Source organism: Vibrio sp. B183 (assembly GCF_000740665.1).
Classification (GTDB): Bacteria; Pseudomonadota; Gammaproteobacteria; order Enterobacterales; family Vibrionaceae; genus Vibrio; species Vibrio coralliilyticus.
This window is the reverse complement of the sequence record NZ_JPQB01000014.1, coordinates 55788-74206: the sequence shown is the minus strand read 5'-3', so window position 1 is coordinate 74206 and position 18419 is coordinate 55788. Positions and strand designations below refer to the sequence as shown.

The following is an 18419-nucleotide window of genomic DNA, read 5'->3' as shown; positions in this document are numbered from 1 at the left end:
ACGTCAAAAAGGTTGATATGGATATGAAACTATTAAGAAAAACGTCAATAGCAGTGGCGACAGGTTTAATTTCTTTAACCGCTAACGCAGCAACAGTAGTCCCAGATGGTCGTGGGAATGGGATGGGGAACACGGGAGTCACCACCGCTGATTATGTGTTAGCGCCTTTCTACAACCCCGCTTTGGTGGCTGTGTATCGAGATTCGGATACGTTTGGGATACTGCTTCCTGGTATTGGAGCTCGAATTCGAGATACAGACAAAACCCTTGAAACGGTTGATGATCTTCAGGATGCAATAAAGCAGTTTGAAAGCAACCCTTCTACACCAGGAATTGAAGCCACTATCAATGGTTACTTAGACCAACTCGCAGACGACAAGCCACTTGGTGTGAATGGTGGTGTTGTTGCTTCGGTTGCGTTACCTCTTAATGCTTTTTCAACAAATTTATTTTTGCGAGGCTATGCGGATGTGATCGCAAAAACAGATATTTCCAGCTCTTCCAATACCCAAACACGCTATGAAAACTCTCGTGTAGACATGATTGCATTCGGATACAGCGAGCTTGGTGTTGCTGTTGCAAAACGTATGACTCTTGCAGGACAAGATGTTTCACTCGGCATATCACCAAAATTCCAGACGATGCGAACTTACAAACAAGCGCTGACGGTGGAAGATTTTGATTTGAGTGATTATGACCAAAGCGAAACCAAGGAAAACGCGTTTAACTTGGACCTTGGTGCCGTATGGTTTTATGAACAATTCCGTGCTGGAATCGCAATTAAAGACTTGTTTTCACAAGAGCTTCAAACGCTTGATATAAGCGGTGTGAGTACTTATAAGCTTGATACTCAGGTGACAGTGTCAGGTGCTTATGCGCTGGATTATTTTGTCGCGACGGTTGACTGGGATTTGACTAAGCAGGAGCGATTTACTGACCAAAATGATGATACCCAATTCTTACGTTTTGGTATTGAAGGTAATGCTATGGGGTGGGCACAACTCAGAGCTGGTTATGAAATTGATTTGGAAGATACATTAGACAACTCAATTACAGCAGGCATTGGTATTAGCCCAGGTGATTTGGTTAGCCTAGACTTGGCGGGAAGTTATGCTGGTGATAACCAATATGGCATCTCAGGTAATTTGTCTTTTACGTTCTAGACTCAATTATGCATAATTAGCCTATTAATGTAAGTTGATGTTTTTAATAGGTTAATTTGTAACCACATAATCGACATAGTTGGGAATCAAATAGTAACCTTTAATAAATTAAAAACTAAAGTTAGCTAGGTATCCAAGAGGGCAAACAATGTTTAAAGCAACGCTGTTATCATTGGCGGTCGCTGTATCAGCGACAAGTCAGGCACACACTACACAAGTCCTCAATGGTTACTGGCAATACGACGAATATCTCGATTCCCATCCCGTACAGAAGCAGTTAACGGATGCGTTGTCTGAAACAGTAAGAAATTACCCAACTCCGATTTCGGCGAAGCAAGATAAGCCAGTTTCTATTGCTGTGGTTTATCCTGGGCAGCAGATTTCGGACTATTGGGTTCGAAATATCAAAGCTTTTGAAACTCGTTTAGAAAAGTTAGGAATCAGCTACAAGATAAACCAAGTTTTTACTCGGCCGAATCTCGATGTCAGACAACAAAGTCTTTCGTTGCTTGAAGCGGTTCAAAATAAAGCTGACTACTTGATATTCACGCTTGATACGACTCGTCACCGCAAATTTATTGAACATGTTTTGAGTTCAACCGATACCAAGCTCATTCTGCAAAATATCACAACCCCTGTTAGAGCTTGGGACGATCAACAGCCTTTCATGTATGTGGGTTTCGATCACATCAAAGGCGCCCGAATTCTTCAGCAGTACTACAAAGACACCATCCCAAAAGAAAGCCGCTACTCGGTGCTTTACTTTTCTGAAGGTTACGTGAGTGACGCTCGTGGTGACACGTTCATTGAAGAAATGAGTCATCATGAGTCGTACAAGCTATCTTCATCGTACTACACTACAGCGACTCGAGAATCTGGGTTTAACGCTGCCGTTAAAGCGGTAGAGAAAGATCCAAGTATCTCCTTCATATATGCGTGCTCTACAGATGTTGCCTTAGGAGCTGTAGAAGCACTTAAATCGATGAAGAGAGAAGATATTCTTATTAATGGTTGGGGTGGTGGTAGCGCCGAGTTGGAGGCTATTTCTAAAGGTGATCTAGATGTTACAGCCATGAGAATGAATGATGACACTGGTATTGCTATGGCAGAAGCTATTAAGTGGGATCTTGAAGGTAAAGATGTACCGCACGTCTACTCTGGTGACTTTGAAATAGTGACCAGAGCGGATAGCCCTTCAAAAGTTGAGAAATTAAAGCAGAGAGCGTTTAGGTACTCGGATCAATAATGGCATTGTTAACGAGGCGAGGCAGCAAAAGTCGTCTCGCCACATTACTTACCCGTTCTATATTCCTCACTATCGGTGTCTTATCGTTGGTGATGGTGTTCCAGAACTATCAAGTAAATCGCCAGGTCGTCTCCCAAGAGGTGGCGCGCTCAAAGCTGCAAACGCAAAGCTTAGTGCAGCAAATTTTCAACTTCCGACTTAAAGCCCTAGAAATCCAGCAAGACAGTTACAGTCGCAATGAATCTTTGATTGAGGCTTTTGCTGAATCTGACGTAAATGGACTGGATCGCTTTTTTAATGGCATTGACCAAGCCGCTCCAGAGTTGGCGCCTGATTTTCGTTTTATCACAGCGGAAACAGAAGTCGTCTGGGATGACTCTAATTACCAGTTCTATGGTATCTCACCCGATCAGCTTTCTCATCTAAGTGATGATATGACCACAGGGGGCAGTTGGCACTTGTCACAAACTCCATCCTTGTTAGGTACGCGTTATCTGATGGTTCGTCGGGTGCCTATCATTAACATGGCTTCTGGCGAAGTACTGGGTTATCTCCACATTGGCGTTGTGATGAACAATAACTTTGCGTTGATCAATGCTCTCTTGAGAGGTAGTAACGCAGATCAAATCCTGCTTTCTGTTGGCTCAGAAGTGATCGCCTCGAGCACCAAAGACAAAGATTTCCGGCACATTGAATGGCTTGAAGAGTCTGCGTTGGATTTCACCGCCAGTAAATACATGGTATCTAAGACAGACCTGACCATTAGCAATGTGGCAACCTTTCTATCGATTTACACCATTCAAGATAATCAATCTATCGTGATCCTTATGCGAAGCCACTATATATGGGTGGCAGTAGCAGGGTTACTTTTGGTTGTCATTGCGATTTATAGCCGCTTGTGGCTTGGAAAACGTGTATCGAAAGAACTTGCTAACTTAATGCGCTATACCGAAAGTACGGTCGATATTAAAGATGCCAGTAAGTTTCCTGGCTCTCCGATTGAAGAATTTGATCAAATTGGTCAATCATTTGAACTGTCATTCCAACGTTTAAGCGAGCAAGAAAAGCAATTTGCTGATTTGTTCAATTTCTCCCTTTCTCCCATTACTCTTTGGGATGTCGAAGGAAAATTGATTAGAAGCAACCCAGCCGCAGAGCGCAGTTTTCGTGTAGAAATGGGTGATAAGCAAAATGATTATCAGCTTTTGGTTGAGAAGCTCGGGCCACATATTCGCATGTGTGCGAAAGGAGCAACGCTAACGGGTATTAATATTGCCATTAGAGAGAAAACTTATCGCTGGAACCTTTCCCCCATCTTTGTCGATAAGGGTATTAACAATATCATGGCGCAAGGTCAGGATGTGACCAGCTTTGTCGATGCTGAGATTCAAAGCCAAGCGGCAAGAAAAGAAGCTGAAGAATCTGCAAGAGTACGGGCGGATTTCTTAGCTAAGATGAGCCATGAATTGCGGACGCCACTTAACGGAATTTTAGGCGTTTCCCAGTTGCTTAAAGGGAAAATATCTAATACAGACGATATAGAGCATTTAGACGTACTGTGTAACAGCGGTGAACACCTGCTTGCGGTATTGAATGACATTCTTGATTTTTCTAAGATCGAGCAGGGTAAGTTCCATATTCAATCTGCCGATTTTCGCTTGGTCGAATTGATCAGCGCCGTTGAAAAAATCTATACGCCATTGTGTGATGAAAAAGGCATTGGATTTGTTGTGGAAACTAATGTCAGCAATAACACTTTCGCTCATAGTGATCAGGTCAGGTTGAATCAAATCTTGTTTAACTTGGTCAGTAACGCAATTAAATTTACTCACGAAGGTGAGGTAACGGTGTCACTATTTTGTGATGGCGAAAGTCCAGAATCGCGCTTGAATATCAGTGTTAGGGATACGGGGATCGGCATTGAACGTGAGCGTATTTCTCATATCTTCGAACCTTTCGTGCAAGCCGAAGCGACGACAACACGCGAATATGGCGGAAGTGGACTTGGTTTAGCGATAGTTCACAGTTTAGTCGAGATGCTAAATGGACAGATTGAGATTGAAAGTTCTATAGGCTGTGGGACTAAATTCAGTTTATCTGTACCGATTGAACTGACTGAGTCCGTTGAGCAGGTTGAAACCAGTACATTCCTGATTGAGCCTGAAAACCTGTTTGATAGAACATTGAATGTTTTACTTGTCGAAGACAATCATACCAATGCATTTATTGCGAAGGCGTTCTGTGAAAAATATGGAATGGAGGTGGCTTGGGTTCAGGATGGGCATAATGCTATCGATCATCTGAAGAAATCGGATAACGTCGATCTAATCTTGATGGATAATCAACTGCCAAATTTAGGTGGTATTGAAACGACTAAAATCATCCGCGAAGATTTGAAACTTGATATTCCTATCTTTGCCTGTACTGCTGACGGAATGCAGGACACCAAACGCGCATTTTTGAGCGTTGGCGCCGACTATGTAATTGTCAAACCAATTAAAGAACTAGCTCTAAATCAGGCATTCATTCATTACAAAGAAGAGTATCTTACCAAGCTAGAAGAGTGTTGATAGCGCAGATTGCTCTAGCAACTCTTGCTTCAATTCATCAGACATTTCAATTTCCTCACTGAACTTTATGCCAAAGCGATGGCCTTTCTTTTCTTTCTGAATCCCGACGATAGTATATTTAAGATCTTCTGGGATTAGCTCATTTAGCGGTGTGTCCAACTCTATATTGCTGCTTTTCTTTAATTCACACTCACCTGAAATAAAAAATGCGCATCCAGAAACTGAAAAATCGACCATAGCAGCTTTATAACTGATGGTGTTTGCTTTGACCTCAATAGGAATGTCCAAAGCATACCTTTCATGCTCGCGTATAGGTTTAGAAGCGAAGTGCTGAGGCATACGAAGGAAAATCAGATGTCCGGGTGAACTGATTTGAGAAATGACAGAGGTCTTAAAGGCAACGATATGACCGAGTTTGGTATTCGTTATTCCCCTTACCACTATTACCGCATTGTTTAGTTTTCTCATGACAAGCGATTCTTTTGCTTTCTGAGGTAAATCAATGATGAGAAACTGATTAGTTTTACAGCCAACATAGTGGGTGTTAAACGGGTATTGATCGGCAGGGCCAAACTCAATGGTTGCAGAGAGTCGCATTCCGGGAATAAGTAATTTAACAAGTTCAGTTGCAGCGTCATTCACAGAGGGCATGGTCAAAACATCTTATTATTATTTGAACGATATCTTTTTAAATATACTCCCTTCATGAACAAGTGTAACTTCTGAAACTAAAAATGGGGGCTTAGCCCCCAGTTTGTTAGGCGCATTGTTCGTGGATACTGTATTCAGTTCCATCAAGGTAGCTCTCAATAGCTTGATAGCATTCTTGGTCGCATAATAGGTGAAGTTTGCTTCGGCGCTTTAAGACATCTTCAGCGTTGGTGCCAAGCTCATGCTTTACCAGATAGTCGATTTCTTTTTGATAGATTCCTGCAGAGAACTTGATACCAAGATCTTGCTCTGTGCTCACACCTTCTAGAAGCTGTTCAACGCGGCTGCCGTAAGCTCTTAGCCAGCGTAAGCGTGTTTCATTGTCTATAAATGGAACTTGCTTCGCCAATTGAGCTTCCATCTTTTCCCATGTGAAGTCTTCGCCACCAGGAAGTGGGGCGTTCTTTGTCCAAGACTCTTTCAAGTTGAAGTATGGAGAAAGATGCTGCATCGCAGATTCAGATAGCTTTCTGTAAGTTGTTAATTTACCGCCAAAGATGGAAAGTAAAGGTGCTTCTCCATCTTTATGATCCAGTGAGAGTGTGTAATCTCGAGTAATCGCCTGTGGTGAATCTGACTCATCATCACAAAGTGGTCTCACGCCACTAAAATCAGCAACAACATCATCGATCGTGATTTGTTTGCGGAAGTGCTGATTCGTCACATCGATCAGATATTGTTTCTCTTCTTCACTAATCGCGACTTTACGAGGGTCACCTTTGTATTCGACATCTGTAGTTCCGATCATCGAGAACTTACCGAGGTAAGGAATGACAAACACAATACGGTTATCTTCATTTTGCATGATGTAAGCCTGCTCTTCATCATGAATTTTTGGAACGATGATATGAGAGCCTTTGATCAATCGAATACCGTAAGGGGAAGGCAGTTTAGTGTTCTCGGTCAGGAATTCTTTTACCCATGGACCCGTTGCGTTTACGAGCGCTTTCGCTTTCCTGAAAAACGTTTTACATGTACGTTGATCGTATAGCTCTACGTGCCAGATGCCTTCAATACGCTGAGCCTTAGTGACTTTACAATAGTTACTGACCTCGGCACCTAGTTCTTGAGCTTGGATGACGTTAAGGACAACCAATCGCGCATCATCGACCCAACAATCTGAGTATTCAAAGCCAACGTTCAGTTCAGGTAAGGTAACATTCTCATTATCTAGCTTAATCTTCTTACTGCTAGGCAGAGAGGTTCGTTTTCCCAAATGATCATATAGGAACAAACCTGCTCTGATCATCCAAGCAGGGCGAAGAAATGGTCGGTGAGGCAACCTAAAACGCATGGGAAAAGCGATGTGTGGTGCTTTAGCGAGTAAAACTTCACGTTCTGCTAAAGCTTCACCTACCAAGCGGAATTCATAATGTTCTAAATATCGAAGTCCACCATGAATCAATTTTGAACTGGCAGAAGAGGTCGCGCCAGCAAAATCTTGTGCTTCATATAGGCCGACTTTTAAGCCTCGACCTGCTGCGTCCACTGCGATACCGGCACCATTAATGCCACCTCCGACAACTATTAAGTCCAGCAATTCTTGTTCTTTTTGTTCTTTTAAGTAACTAACGGTCATCTTTTTGATTCCTAATGTTCGAACGAGCATTTGTTTTGAGCAATATAACCACATTATAATCACAGATGTTAGATTTTACCTCACTAAATATGATCTAGATCATTCTAATGAGTGTGTTTCGAAAGTTAATTGAGTGTTTTTTTTGATTAAAAGAAAATTAAGGAACAAAAAAAGGCCCTCGATTTATCGAGGGCCTTAATTAACGAAAGAGCTAGCTAGGTGCTATCTTGCAAGCTTTTGATGAGCTCGTGAAAAGTGTCCGGCGCAAAATGCACCAACAATTGAAAGTTCACCTGCGAGACATAGCACTGCAGCGACTTCCGCAAGGGCTTTTGCTTTTCCTGTACCTAACAGCCCCATCAACTCCAGACAGGCTTTTTGGCTAGGCAAATGTGTTCCTCCACCCACGGTTCCAACCATCAAGTTTGGAAGAGTGACACACGCATATAACCCACCTTGTTTGTTCAACTCCATGCGAGTAATGCCTATTGCCGACTCAGATACACACGCAGCATCCTGACCACAGGCAATATATAGTGCGGCAAGTGCATTCGCATAATGAGCGTTTACACCAATAGAACCACTCAAAGCGGCGCCTGTTGTGGTCATCTGACCGAACTTAACCATTTGCTCGGGTGTGGTATGCAAGTACTTTTCGACCAGCTCTCTGGTTAGTTGAATTTCAGCGGTCACTTTTTTACCACGAACATGACGTAGGGTGTGCGCATTTGGCTTCTTGTCACCAGAGAGATTGCCATCAAGGAAGGCATCTTGAGGCGAGATAGGGGAGTGATCCAATATGTAATTGAAGACTTCATTGGTTGCGATTGTCACCATGTTCTGGCCAGAAGCGTCACCAGTATGAAACTCAAAAATTAGATAGACATGGTTACCTTCAATATTGATGTTAATGTCGTGCAACTGACCATGCGAGGTGGTCGATTCTGCCACTTGCTTGAAATGGTCATATTGGGTGACAACCCATGCTACGAACTGACCAGCGTCTGCAAGGTTTTGAAACTCAAACACAGGAGTTCGGGTGACTCCTTCGTTTAAAAGCATTGCGCTAGCGCCTCCCGCTGCAGTAATTAATTGTGAGCCTCGATTATAGGAGGCGACCAAAGCAGCTTCGGTTGTCGCGAGTGGGATAAAGTAATCGCCATTGGCATGCAAGCCATTGACTCGTAGAGGTCCAGCAAGACCAACGGGTAGTTTCACTGTACCGATAAAGTGTTCGATGTTCTTATTGTAGAGCTCAGCTTGTTGCTCGGTTACTGGGTCGAGCAGCGCGTCACGATCAGTCAACGGACTGAGCTTATCCCAACGTTTAGCCAAATTTTTCTCAGAGATATAAGGGCTTGGTGTTAACCGCAAAGCGGGCCTCTCAAAATGGGGGCTCATTAGTTGTTCGAGTTGTTCGGATTGTGGCCCTTGATTGAAGACTGGATTATTGTCATGGTGAGACAAGTTTAGTTTGGGCATAGCGAAAACAGACATTAAAATTATCAGTGGATTCTAACGACTCTGAACGGGAAGACAATATCTTGTTTACCTATTGGTACAAATTTCCAGCTACACGTGTACGTCGAGTAATGTACCAATCATTTCTTGATCACGTTGTAGCATATTTGTCCCAATGCGGCTGTATTGCTCGGCTTGAGTCAGTTTGATCATGGGTTCGATGTCGGAGGGTTCTGGTTGTTTGAATTCAACTTTATTGAACTCATAGGATTCGTCTTTTTGAATAGGGTTGGGTTTGTGGACTTGATTGATCTCACGCGCAGCTTCGTCAGCCATTTTTGATGACTGTTCGATCAGTTGATAACCTGGCTGAACTGAGGAAACTGACATGGACACCCCCTATATAACTTAAGCTTAAGGTGTGTTTGCGTTTTCAGCAAGTTGTGCTAAGAAAACAGGCTAGAGATGAGCTTCTGCTCTTCATCCGTTACCAAAACAGGTCGTGAGCCTTCTAGTGTTTCTGTTATCTCGCCCTTTAGTGCACGCAATTGCTGAGGGCTTAAATTTTTTATCTGTTCTTTGAACAGTTCAAACTGTTTAGGGTTCATATTAGGCTGCCTCCGAATCAATCCAGTTTTCTGGTTCGAAAAGCAAGAGATGTTTCCTTTCATCTTCTTACTCCCGTAAGAATTATCTGACTCCAGTTTATGGAATAGAGGTGAAGTTTTGTCCGGATAATGTCAGGTAGTGTTAGAGAAAGGTGAAGGAGACCGCAACGAGGCCCCTTATAATTAGTGCTTTTTATCGATAGTATCTGATTGATTTACGCGCACTGCGAACTTGCTTGCTAATGAGTGTAATTCAGGCAGCATTCTGTATATAAGGTACAACTGCTGTAAGACCATTTTAACGGAATTGTCATCTTCTTCACGCCATTCAGCCAACCTTGCCTCCATTGCTGGATCATCGATGTCACTGGTATCGCAGGTATCACAATGGTCGTTCAACTGATTAAACAAAATGTCCAAATGGTGGTGGATAACCCGATGCGCATCGAGTACGAGCTTATGCGTGTCCTCGTCGTTAATTCTCGTTCTATGAGCACCTAACGCAGAGATGTAACTGAGTAGCGCGTGGCTTAAGGTTAAGAAACGAAAGCTCTCATCTACCGCTGAACGATACCGACCTGGCTCAGCGAGCATGGAACTGATCGCGTTAGTCAGATTAGCGTCATGGTTATGGGCACTTCGCCGCGCGACTCGATAGGTGAGACTGTCTTTCTTACCTATCCGGTATTGACCAATGATCTGTGCAAGGTAGCTTCGATTTGCTTGAATTGTATCTGCCATAACAGTGTGGAGTCGTTTTGACTGCCAATCTGGCAAAATTAGAGCGACGGCAACTACTGCTAAAGCGCAGCCAATAATCGTATCGGCTAAGCGTGGTAGAACGACTGCATAGCCTTCTCCAAGTTGGTGAAAGCAGAATAAAACCAATACAGTGATAAAGCCTGTAGCGTAACCGTAATTTGCCAACCGGAAAGCAAAGAAGGCAACACCGGATACGACAATAAAGACCAGTTGGCTCTCCTGAGAAGGGAAGAACGTTAATAACGGTACACCAATCAATAAGCCTGCAATGGTGCCTAATACTCTAGCGACGAGCTTCTGTCGTGTAGCACTGTAGTTAGGCTGACAGACGAACAAGGTCGTCAGTAGGATCCAATAGCCTCTTTCGATACCGAAAGCCTGAATGATTCCATAGCCAGCGGTCAGAGCGATAGACATGCGGATTGCGTGACGAAACAACATCGAATCTTTGTTTAGATTGGATGTAATACGTAGCCACATCGCTTTAAGTGTATGAGCCTCTGTATCATCAAGTACATCCTCTTCCAATGCACTGGCATCGGGGTTACTGATGTTACTGAGTTGCTTTTCTACTGTCGCAAGGTTATTGAACAGGTAATTGAGTTGGTTAAGAAGGGATTTCCACTGGGGATTATTTTGTTCCTGTAGATGAGTAAGCGAGCTCATTAACTCATCCAATGCAACGACGGAGTCCTCGCTGTGTTGATACTCTTTCCCTAACCGAATGGCCTGAGCGATGTTTCGACACGCTTGAGCTTGGGTTTCCAGTAAATGTTTAAACCTGAATAAAACGTCCGAACGACCAAAGTGCTCAGCTAACTCCTGATAACGGTAGTGGCTGGAGCTGACTCGTTCGTGAATATCTTGAGCGAGGAAGTAAATATTGAGAAATCGGTCGCTTGCGCCATCCACATGACCTCGTTTTGAACGGCTGAGCAATGTGGCTTTACACAGGTTTAATGCTGTAACCGTGGCTGCGTTGAGTGTTGCTTCTTTAATCCGGAAAGGCTGAGGCTCTAAATTGGTAACAGGGTGGAATAACTGGCTTCTAGATTCGAGGTAGTTAGCTAATTGAAGAAAAACGGTCGCTAGGCTTTGTTGAACGGGCTGCATAGGCCACAACGCTGACCAAACTATCGACATAAAGAAATACCACGCCGCGCCTGAAAGTAACATTATAGGCTGTAGCCATATGTTGGTGCTTTCATGAGCGCCTAACATCGTGTAAATGGCGATAAGCAGCGACCCAAACGCGATACTGGCGTATCTAGGGCCTATTGCTCCAAGCATGATAAAACCAAAAGTAGACGCAAATAATCCGGCTGCGAATAGAATGGGAGTTTCAAACAGCAACTCGATAGAAAACGATGCAATAGCGAAACAAGCCAGCGTTAACACAATAGATTTGAGTCGGCCTGTGAAATTGTCATCGCTTTCAGCCAGTGCTGCTGCGATCACGCCTAAAATAAGCGGGATGATGTAGGCATCAATAGGGTAGTACCAGCTAGGAATGACGACACCCAACAGAGTCACCAGAATGAGCAGGCTGTAGTTAATGGTCTTGTTTACCCAAAAAAGGCGGAGCTGACTGAAAAATTGCACGTTATCGATTCTTAGAGTTACTTGATACTGACTATTGTACCTAATAGTCAATGGTAAACTTCTGATACAGATAAAGAAACAAGTCTGTTTGATTACCTTTTCTACACCGTGAGCTTAGCAGTAGATATTGACAGGATCTTTTCATTCTTCAATCCGGTTGAGTTATGATGTCGGCAATTGAATTCAAGGACAAAACAAGAATGCAGCTAATCGCCAACAAGACTGCACAATATCTTATTCAAAATGAATATCATCAGGTTTCTCTAGAATCTGATTTTCTCGTATTAAGCTCTCGGGGCAGCGAAGAGCGCATTCCTTTTAATGTCTGGAACGGCAAAGTTAAACTTAAGCGTGGCCTTTTCTGGGGAGGTCTGCAATTCTTTGCGCACCCAGAAGAGGGAAAACAGCAGTCCTGGTTAATTCAGGGATTGCCATTGGAGCGTTGCCGCGACTTTGCCCGATTAGCGGTGGCTTCCTATCAGAAGTGGCACCACCATCAGTGCGTTCAACTCAATAAGTTTTTACCTGAATGGGAAATGGAAGTGCGTGGTTTTGAACGCCAGCCTGCGTTTTTAACCCATTCTACGGTCAATGCATGGCTTGAAAAGATGAATCGCGACTTTTTAACCATGGAAATGACGCTTGAAGATGCGCTTTTGCGAATGCCGGATCGTATGTCTGATATTTTACCTTGGATTGATGACACCGATGAGGTGATGGCTACACGAAACCAACGTTGGATGGTCACTGAGTTAGAAAACTGGAAAGTACTCTTTTCACAAATCGAGTCTTCGCCATTGAATTTGTCTCAACAACAAGCTGTCTTACTTAACGATGACAACAACTTGGTACTGGCAGGGGCAGGATCAGGTAAAACCAGTGTTTTAACAGCACGTGTCGCTTATTTGTTGCAAAGTCATTTAGCGCAAGCTGAAGACATTCTTATGTTAGCTTTTGGCCGCGATGCAGCAGAAGAGATGAAACAACGTCTCGAAAACAAAATCGGGCTTAGCGCTGAACAGGTGACAGTAAACACATTCCACCAACTTGGTCTTAAGATTCTAAATCAGGTTGAAAAAGATTCAGTCACTATTTCTCCCATTGCCTTGGATGACAACCTAAAAAGTGCATGGTGCGTAAATTGGCTTAAAAAGCACTGGATGACACCTACCGCTTTCAAACGTTGGCAAAAACATCTACAAAAATGGCCAATAGCCTATTTAGCGGGTGATGATGAGCTTGGTAGTCACGTTGAAAACCCAAAGCTGATCGCTTGGCTAAATAAACAATTGAATCAGCTATCGGCGATGGGCTGCACGAAAAAAGAAATTCAACAAAGGCTGGTGGATCACAACGATTATACTCGCCTGAATAGTGAGCTTGCGTTGGTGTGGCCTTGTTATCAAGCGTGGCTGGATATGCTTAAGTCGGAAGGTCATATTGATTTCAATATTATGATCACTAAAGCGACACAGCACGTGATGAAAGGTAAGTTCAAGGCACCTTGGAAGTACATCATGATAGATGAGTATCAGGACATCTCACCTCAGCGGTTGGCGTTGGTAGAAGCGTTATGTCAACAGAAGGATGAGCGCAACTGTGTACTATTTGCAGTGGGGGACGACTGGCAGTCTATTTATGAATTTGCAGGCGCGGATGTTGATTTGACGACAGGATTTGCCGAACGCTTCCCACATTCTACGATCCATCATCTTGATACGACCTACCGCTTCAACAATCAGATTGGGGAAGTGGCAAACCAATTTGTTCAGCAGAACCCAGCACAGCTCGAAAAAGTGTTGCAGAGCCACAAAGAGCAGAAGGCGAAAGCTGTAACGCTGGCACCGAGTAACACTGTTGAGAAAATATTGGACGAACTCAACCGAAAAGCTAAAAGTACGCAAACTGTATTGCTTCTCGGGAGAAATCATTATCACAAGCCGGAGCTTCTTTCTGAATGGCAGAAACAGTTCGCTTTGTTGTCGATTGAATTTATGACCTGTCATGCGAGTAAAGGCAAAGAAGCGGATTTTGTTATTGTTCTGTCTGTGGATGAAGGGCAGTTTCCTGCACGGGTTAAAGCGCTTCATATTGATGGAGCCTTGACTCAGTCTGAAGATATGTTCCCTTATGCTGAAGAACGCCGACTGTTTTATGTTGCTCTGACGCGAGCGAAGAAAAAAGTTTGGATAACTTATACAGGTTCAGGCTCGAGTTTTGTCAAAGAGCTTACTGAACAAGATTATCCGGTAATAGTTAAGAAATAGGGAGTTGGATTAAGTATGAGTGGCCAGTTCTGCATTACGCTAACGACAACAAATAGTGATGAAATCACACAGAAAATCATCAACTCAGTATTGAAGAAAGAACTGGCGGCCTGCATTCAGACCATGCCAGTCAATAGCCATTATATCTGGGAAGGTGAAGTTTGTTGTGACAACGAAACCCTGTTGATCATCAAAACCAAAAAAGCCTGCTATGCGGAACTTGAACAAGTGATCGTTTCCAATCATGACTATGAGGTACCTCAAGTTGTTCAAGTTCCGTTTACTGAAGGGTTTAATCCTTACCTTGCTTGGATTGAAGAAAACACCCGTTGCTGAGACACTAGCAAGCTCAGAGCAGTAAGTGCACCCAGCGTATCCATAAGCATGTCTTTTTGTGCATCCCAAATATCACCTTGAGACCCTAAAAACGCGCTGCCTTCGTCGCCTCCCGCGAGGGCAGCGTACCACCACTCAACAATTTCATAGCCTGCAGCCAGAGACATGATCGCAAATAGAGCAAAAGCGATTGCTAGCTTTGTGCTCATTAACCGTTTTTTGATCAAGTATTCGGCTATAGGGTAGGCGTACAAACCGATAGAGAAGTGCGCCACACGATCAAAGTTGTTTCTTTCTGAACCAATTAAGTTGTTAAACCAGTCAAATGGTACTTCGGCAAATGTGTATTTGGCACCGATGGTGTGCAATGTAAGCCAGATAAACATCAGGCAGTATGCGGTATTAGAAAACTGAAACTGACGCGATACAAGCCATATAAGTACCAGAATACCAATCGCTGGAATGATTTCAGCTATCCAAACTGCGCGTGAAGAAGGCTCGAAAGCGGAAAACAAAAAGACCAGAGCGTAAGAAGCCGTTAAACCACTTAAAAGCGAAAATGAAGACCTGTTGTTTGAGTTCATTGAAAGGTTCCCTGAATACATTTCTATATATCATGCCATTTAATAAAACGGCGTTCAATTGTTCATTTGAACGTTTTCGTCAACTAATAATTAACTATTTATGTTGAAACGCGTAAACATCGCACATTTAACGCTCAAACTGTCTGTTTCATTTCATCAAAGTTTGATTTACCTATATGTCACACTTAAAATTGCCGCTCCAACTATTAAATAACTACTCAAAGTAAAGCCATGAAACTGGAAACTGTCGATTATCTAGCTGAAGATGCTGCTCAGCAATTTGTTACCTCACTGCGTGAGACTGGATTCGGTGTATTGAAAAACCACCCGATTCCTAAAGAGCTTGTAGAGTCTATCTATGAGAACTGGTATCAGTTCTTTATGACTGAGCGCAAGAACGAGTTTACTTATAATGTTGAAACTCAAGACGGTTACTTCCCACCTTCAGTTTCTGAAGTTGCAAAAGGGCATACAGTTAAGGATATTAAAGAATATTTCCATGTATATCCTTGGGGCCAAATGCCAGAAGAGCTTAAAGAACAGATCATGGATTACTATGATCGTGCCAACAAGTTCGCTCAAGAACTATTAGGCTGGGTTGAAGCTTATGCACCAAAAGATGTGCAGGAGAAATTCTCTGTTGCTCTATCTGAAATGATCAATGGTAGTGACAAAACGCTACTTCGTATTCTTCATTACCCACCAATGACAGGTGACGAGGAACCAGGTGCAATCCGTGCAGCTGCGCATGAAGATATTAACCTTCTAACGGTTCTTCCAGCAGCGAACGAACCAGGTCTTCAGGTTAAAGGTAAAGATGGTAACTGGATTGATGTACCTTGTGACTTTGGTAACTTGATCATCAACATCGGTGACATGCTTCAAGAAGCATCTGGTGGCTATTTCCCATCAACAACACACCGTGTTATCAACCCTACAGGTGAACGTCAGGAAACATCACGCATTTCATTGCCACTGTTCCTGCACCCGAAACCAGAAGTTGTTCTTTCAGAGCGCCATACAGCAGGCAGCTACCTGATGGAGCGACTACGTGAGCTAGGTGTTATCTAACCACGAATTTCCAAGAAAGAGCCAGCAAATGCTGGCTCTTTTTTTGGGTGATGATCGTCAATTCTGAGATAATCTCTCGACAAATGGGCCATTTTGCATTTTCATTAAAAATAAACCCGTCGTAGAGTGGATATGAACGAACATCAGGAAGTCGCGGCCCAGTTCCAGCAGTATATGGAGAATCCTTTGCTGTGGCCTATTATGGAAGTTCTCAGAAAACAGCCTTCAGGATGGAAAGTTCATACACTATCTTCCCATCTCAGCGAGCTAGAGCTACTGCCAGTGTTAGACGGTTCGCCCGAGAAAGACCTCTTCAAGCGTAATTTTCTTATTATGAATGCATTGTACCAATTGCAAGAAACCTTGTACCCAGACAACTGGCTACAGGTGCAAGCGATGGATATCGTGCTGATGCCTCAATCTAGAGTCTTTGGACATGAAGTTGATCATGAAGACCCTTTGCGTGATTATTATCTCGATTGGCACAATTACGAAGCAGAAGAGGGGGAAGTTAAGAGGCTGCTGAATGAGTTCTGGACTCGTTATCGTGAATTTGTTGGCAGTACTAACGGCGGTGACATGGATCGAGCGAAAGCGTTGTCTTTGTTTAAACTCCCACACGACGCGAGCCCAACTGAAATCCGCAAGACTTGGCGTAAACTGGCGCTGAAATGGCACCCTGATAGAGAAAACGGAAATAGTGATCGCTTCCGCGTACTGTGTGAAGCTTGGCATGTATTAAGACATTGAAAAAAGCGCCTTATTGAATAAGGCGCTTTTTGGTTAATTTGCTGATTTGAACTGTGATTTTCTCATTCGGTTCAATGCTGCCATTGCATCTATAGTGCGAGGTTTGGCCAAGTCACCCTGATTTGGCATATTCTTAGACCAATCACCCTCAAGCATTTGCTGTATTTCCTTAGCTGGATTGTTCGACCAGCCTGGCAATTGTGCTAGCTGAAACCACAACCAACCGATGGCGTTGATTTCAGAGCTAGACTCCAGCTGTTCCAGCGCAGACAGGTCGGTAAATTCTTTACCAAATCGTAATGAGTCGACGCCCTTCGCTGAAACGCGGAATTTTCCGTCGGCGAGAATTTTTTGTAGAGCAGCTCGATTCAAAGATCTTGGTCGGAATGTGCTGAACTCACTTTCACACTCGTTGTTTCGTTCTGTAGGGTGTTGTTTTACAACTTGTCGTGCTTTTTCCGTTACATCGACGGCTTGATAATCGTGCATTTGAATCACAGTATCAGCCACGTCTAGATAATCGCCGGAACCACCCATGACAATAACCGTTGAAACTTCAAGTTCGTTACGTAGCTGGCCAATGCGGTCAACTAAAGGCGTGATCGGCTCGTCGCCCTTACTAACCAACGCCTGCATGCGCTCATCTCGGATCATGAAGTTTGTAGCGGACGTGTCTTCGTCAATCAGAATACCTTGAACGCCAGCCTCAATTGATTCCTGTAGCCAAGCCGCCTGAGAGGTTGAGCCTGATGCATCTTGCGTTGTGAAATCTTCGGTATCACGTTGCATTGGAAGATGATTGATATAGTTAGAAAGGTTGAGGCTATGTACACATCGGCCGTCTTCTGCCCGAATCTTCATCGCATTTAGATTCGCTACAATGCGCTCGCGGCCATCACCTGGAATATGGTTGTAAATGGAACGTTCTATGGCATTCAGAAGAGTAGACTTACCGTGGAATCCACCACCCACAATCAAAGTGATGCCTTTACGGATGCCTAAACCAGTGATTTCGCCTTGGTTTGGTGTTGCGATAGTCACCTGCAAAGACTCTGGTGCAGTCAGTGCGACCGCGTCTTTCATGGGTAAATCACAGTTACCAGCCACTCGAGGTAGAACAGAACCATTACCAACGAACGCAAGCAAGTTATACTCATCTAACTTACCGCGAATGAATTCTTGGTCTTCAACGATTTGACAGTGGTGCACTAGTGCTTCTTTATCCAGTTCACGCTCTAATGTGGCACGACGGATAAACTTAGGTAAGTGGAAGGTCAGGATGTTGTTCGTCTTTTTACCTAATACCGACCGGCCTTCAGCAGGAAGATTAACGCGGAATCGAAGTTCGATACCTTCGTCTGTGAACAAGACAGACGTGCTATCCATTACCGTCTGACCAGTTAGAGCAATACTAACGCTGTTTTCTTGCTTAGCGAATTCAGCAAAACTACGTGCAATGAAATCACGTGCAGCCACTTGATAGGCGTCGGACGTTTCGCGTAGCCACTGTAAACCGGTTAGTGACCATGGTCTAACCGCTCTCACTCGTGACGCTGAAGCATAAGGGTCTGCCTGAACATAGTCGATGAAAAAGGTGTAATCGCCGAAGTCATATTGACCTTTTATCTGCTGATAAGCGCGATAGTTTTGTTTTTCGATTTTTTTGAGCGTGGCGGTTAACTGATCCATAAGGCATTCACAAGCGAGAT

15 protein-coding genes are annotated in these 18419 nt (G+C 43.6%); 7 read left to right on the top strand and 8 right to left on the bottom strand.

Translation table 11 applies throughout. The annotated features are described in order from the left end of the window. Positions 1-23: 23 nt before the first annotated feature. The 3 genes from traF (at position 24) to luxQ (ending at position 4979) form a co-directional block, all read left to right on the top strand. Positions 24-1163, top strand: coding sequence for a conjugal transfer protein TraF (traF, locus tag IX95_RS15035; RefSeq protein ID WP_038161973.1), 1140 nt, complete (start codon positions 24-26; stop codon positions 1161-1163). A 148-nt stretch (positions 1164-1311) separates the two neighbouring features. After that, the gene (locus IX95_RS15030; protein WP_038161421.1) at positions 1312-2409 is read left to right on the top strand and encodes an autoinducer 2-binding periplasmic protein LuxP; all 1098 of its coding nucleotides are present in this window, start codon (positions 1312-1314) and stop codon (positions 2407-2409) included. After that, a complete protein-coding gene (gene luxQ, locus IX95_RS15025) occupies positions 2409-4979 on the top strand; it encodes a quorum-sensing autoinducer 2 sensor kinase/phosphatase LuxQ (protein WP_038161418.1) in 2571 nt (856 codons plus the stop codon). The genes IX95_RS15030 and luxQ overlap by 1 nt, the downstream gene beginning before the upstream one ends. On the opposite strand, the gene IX95_RS15020 is transcribed toward luxQ, so the two are convergent. From IX95_RS15020 to yccS, 6 genes are all read right to left on the bottom strand, one after another. Beyond that, positions 4965-5630 (bottom strand): PilZ domain-containing protein, encoded by a 666-nt coding sequence (locus tag IX95_RS15020; protein ID WP_038161415.1) that lies wholly within the window; start codon positions 5628-5630, stop codon positions 4965-4967. The two genes, luxQ and IX95_RS15020, sit on opposite strands and share 15 nt — an antisense overlap. A 106-nt stretch (positions 5631-5736) precedes the next feature. Next, positions 5737-7269 carry a glycerol-3-phosphate dehydrogenase gene (gene glpD / locus IX95_RS15015; protein ID WP_038161412.1) on the bottom strand — a complete coding sequence of 511 codons (1533 nt, stop codon included), beginning with the start codon at positions 7267-7269 and terminating at the stop codon, positions 5737-5739. A gap of 222 nt (positions 7270-7491) precedes the next feature. After that, the gene (locus tag IX95_RS15010) at positions 7492-8751 is read right to left on the bottom strand and encodes a hydroxymethylglutaryl-CoA reductase (RefSeq protein ID WP_038161970.1); all 1260 of its coding nucleotides are present in this window, start codon (positions 8749-8751) and stop codon (positions 7492-7494) included. 90 nt (positions 8752-8841) lie between these two features. Beyond that, the gene (locus IX95_RS15005) at positions 8842-9120 is read right to left on the bottom strand and encodes a hypothetical protein (RefSeq protein ID WP_006961074.1); all 279 of its coding nucleotides are present in this window, start codon (positions 9118-9120) and stop codon (positions 8842-8844) included. Between the two features lie 56 nt (positions 9121-9176). Then, the gene (locus tag IX95_RS26530) at positions 9177-9338 is read right to left on the bottom strand and encodes a hypothetical protein (RefSeq protein ID WP_006961073.1); all 162 of its coding nucleotides are present in this window, start codon (positions 9336-9338) and stop codon (positions 9177-9179) included. Positions 9339-9521: 183 nt separating this feature from the next. After that, positions 9522-11702, bottom strand: a complete 2181-nt coding sequence (gene yccS, locus IX95_RS15000) for a YccS family putative transporter (protein ID WP_038161410.1) — start codon at positions 11700-11702, stop codon at positions 9522-9524. Between the two features lie 200 nt (positions 11703-11902). On the opposite strand from yccS, the gene helD reads away from it, so the two are divergent. After that, positions 11903-13969, top strand: coding sequence for a DNA helicase IV (gene helD, locus IX95_RS14995; protein WP_038161408.1), 2067 nt, complete (start codon positions 11903-11905; stop codon positions 13967-13969). A gap of 15 nt (positions 13970-13984) precedes the next feature. Continuing rightward, positions 13985-14305, top strand: a complete 321-nt coding sequence (cutA, locus tag IX95_RS14990; RefSeq protein WP_038161406.1) for a divalent-cation tolerance protein CutA — start codon at positions 13985-13987, stop codon at positions 14303-14305. Here the strand turns inward: cutA and IX95_RS14985 are convergent. Next, positions 14269-14889, bottom strand: coding sequence for a DUF2238 domain-containing protein (locus IX95_RS14985; RefSeq protein ID WP_038161404.1), 621 nt, complete (start codon positions 14887-14889; stop codon positions 14269-14271). The genes cutA and IX95_RS14985 overlap by 37 nt on opposite strands. Positions 14890-15120: 231 nt before the next feature. On the opposite strand from IX95_RS14985, the gene IX95_RS14980 reads away from it, so the two are divergent. Further along, complete coding sequence (locus IX95_RS14980) at positions 15121-15960, top strand: isopenicillin N synthase family dioxygenase (RefSeq protein WP_006961067.1); 840 nt, start codon at positions 15121-15123, stop codon at positions 15958-15960. 132 nt (positions 15961-16092) lie between these two features. Then, on the top strand, positions 16093-16710 hold the full coding sequence (locus IX95_RS14975) for a DNA-J related domain-containing protein (protein ID WP_019276866.1): 618 nt from the start codon (positions 16093-16095) through the stop codon (positions 16708-16710). 33 nt (positions 16711-16743) lie between these two features. On the opposite strand, the gene IX95_RS14970 is transcribed toward IX95_RS14975, so the two are convergent. Then, positions 16744-18399, bottom strand: coding sequence for an ABC-ATPase domain-containing protein (locus tag IX95_RS14970; RefSeq protein WP_038161401.1), 1656 nt, complete (start codon positions 18397-18399; stop codon positions 16744-16746). Positions 18400-18419 lie beyond the last annotated feature (20 nt).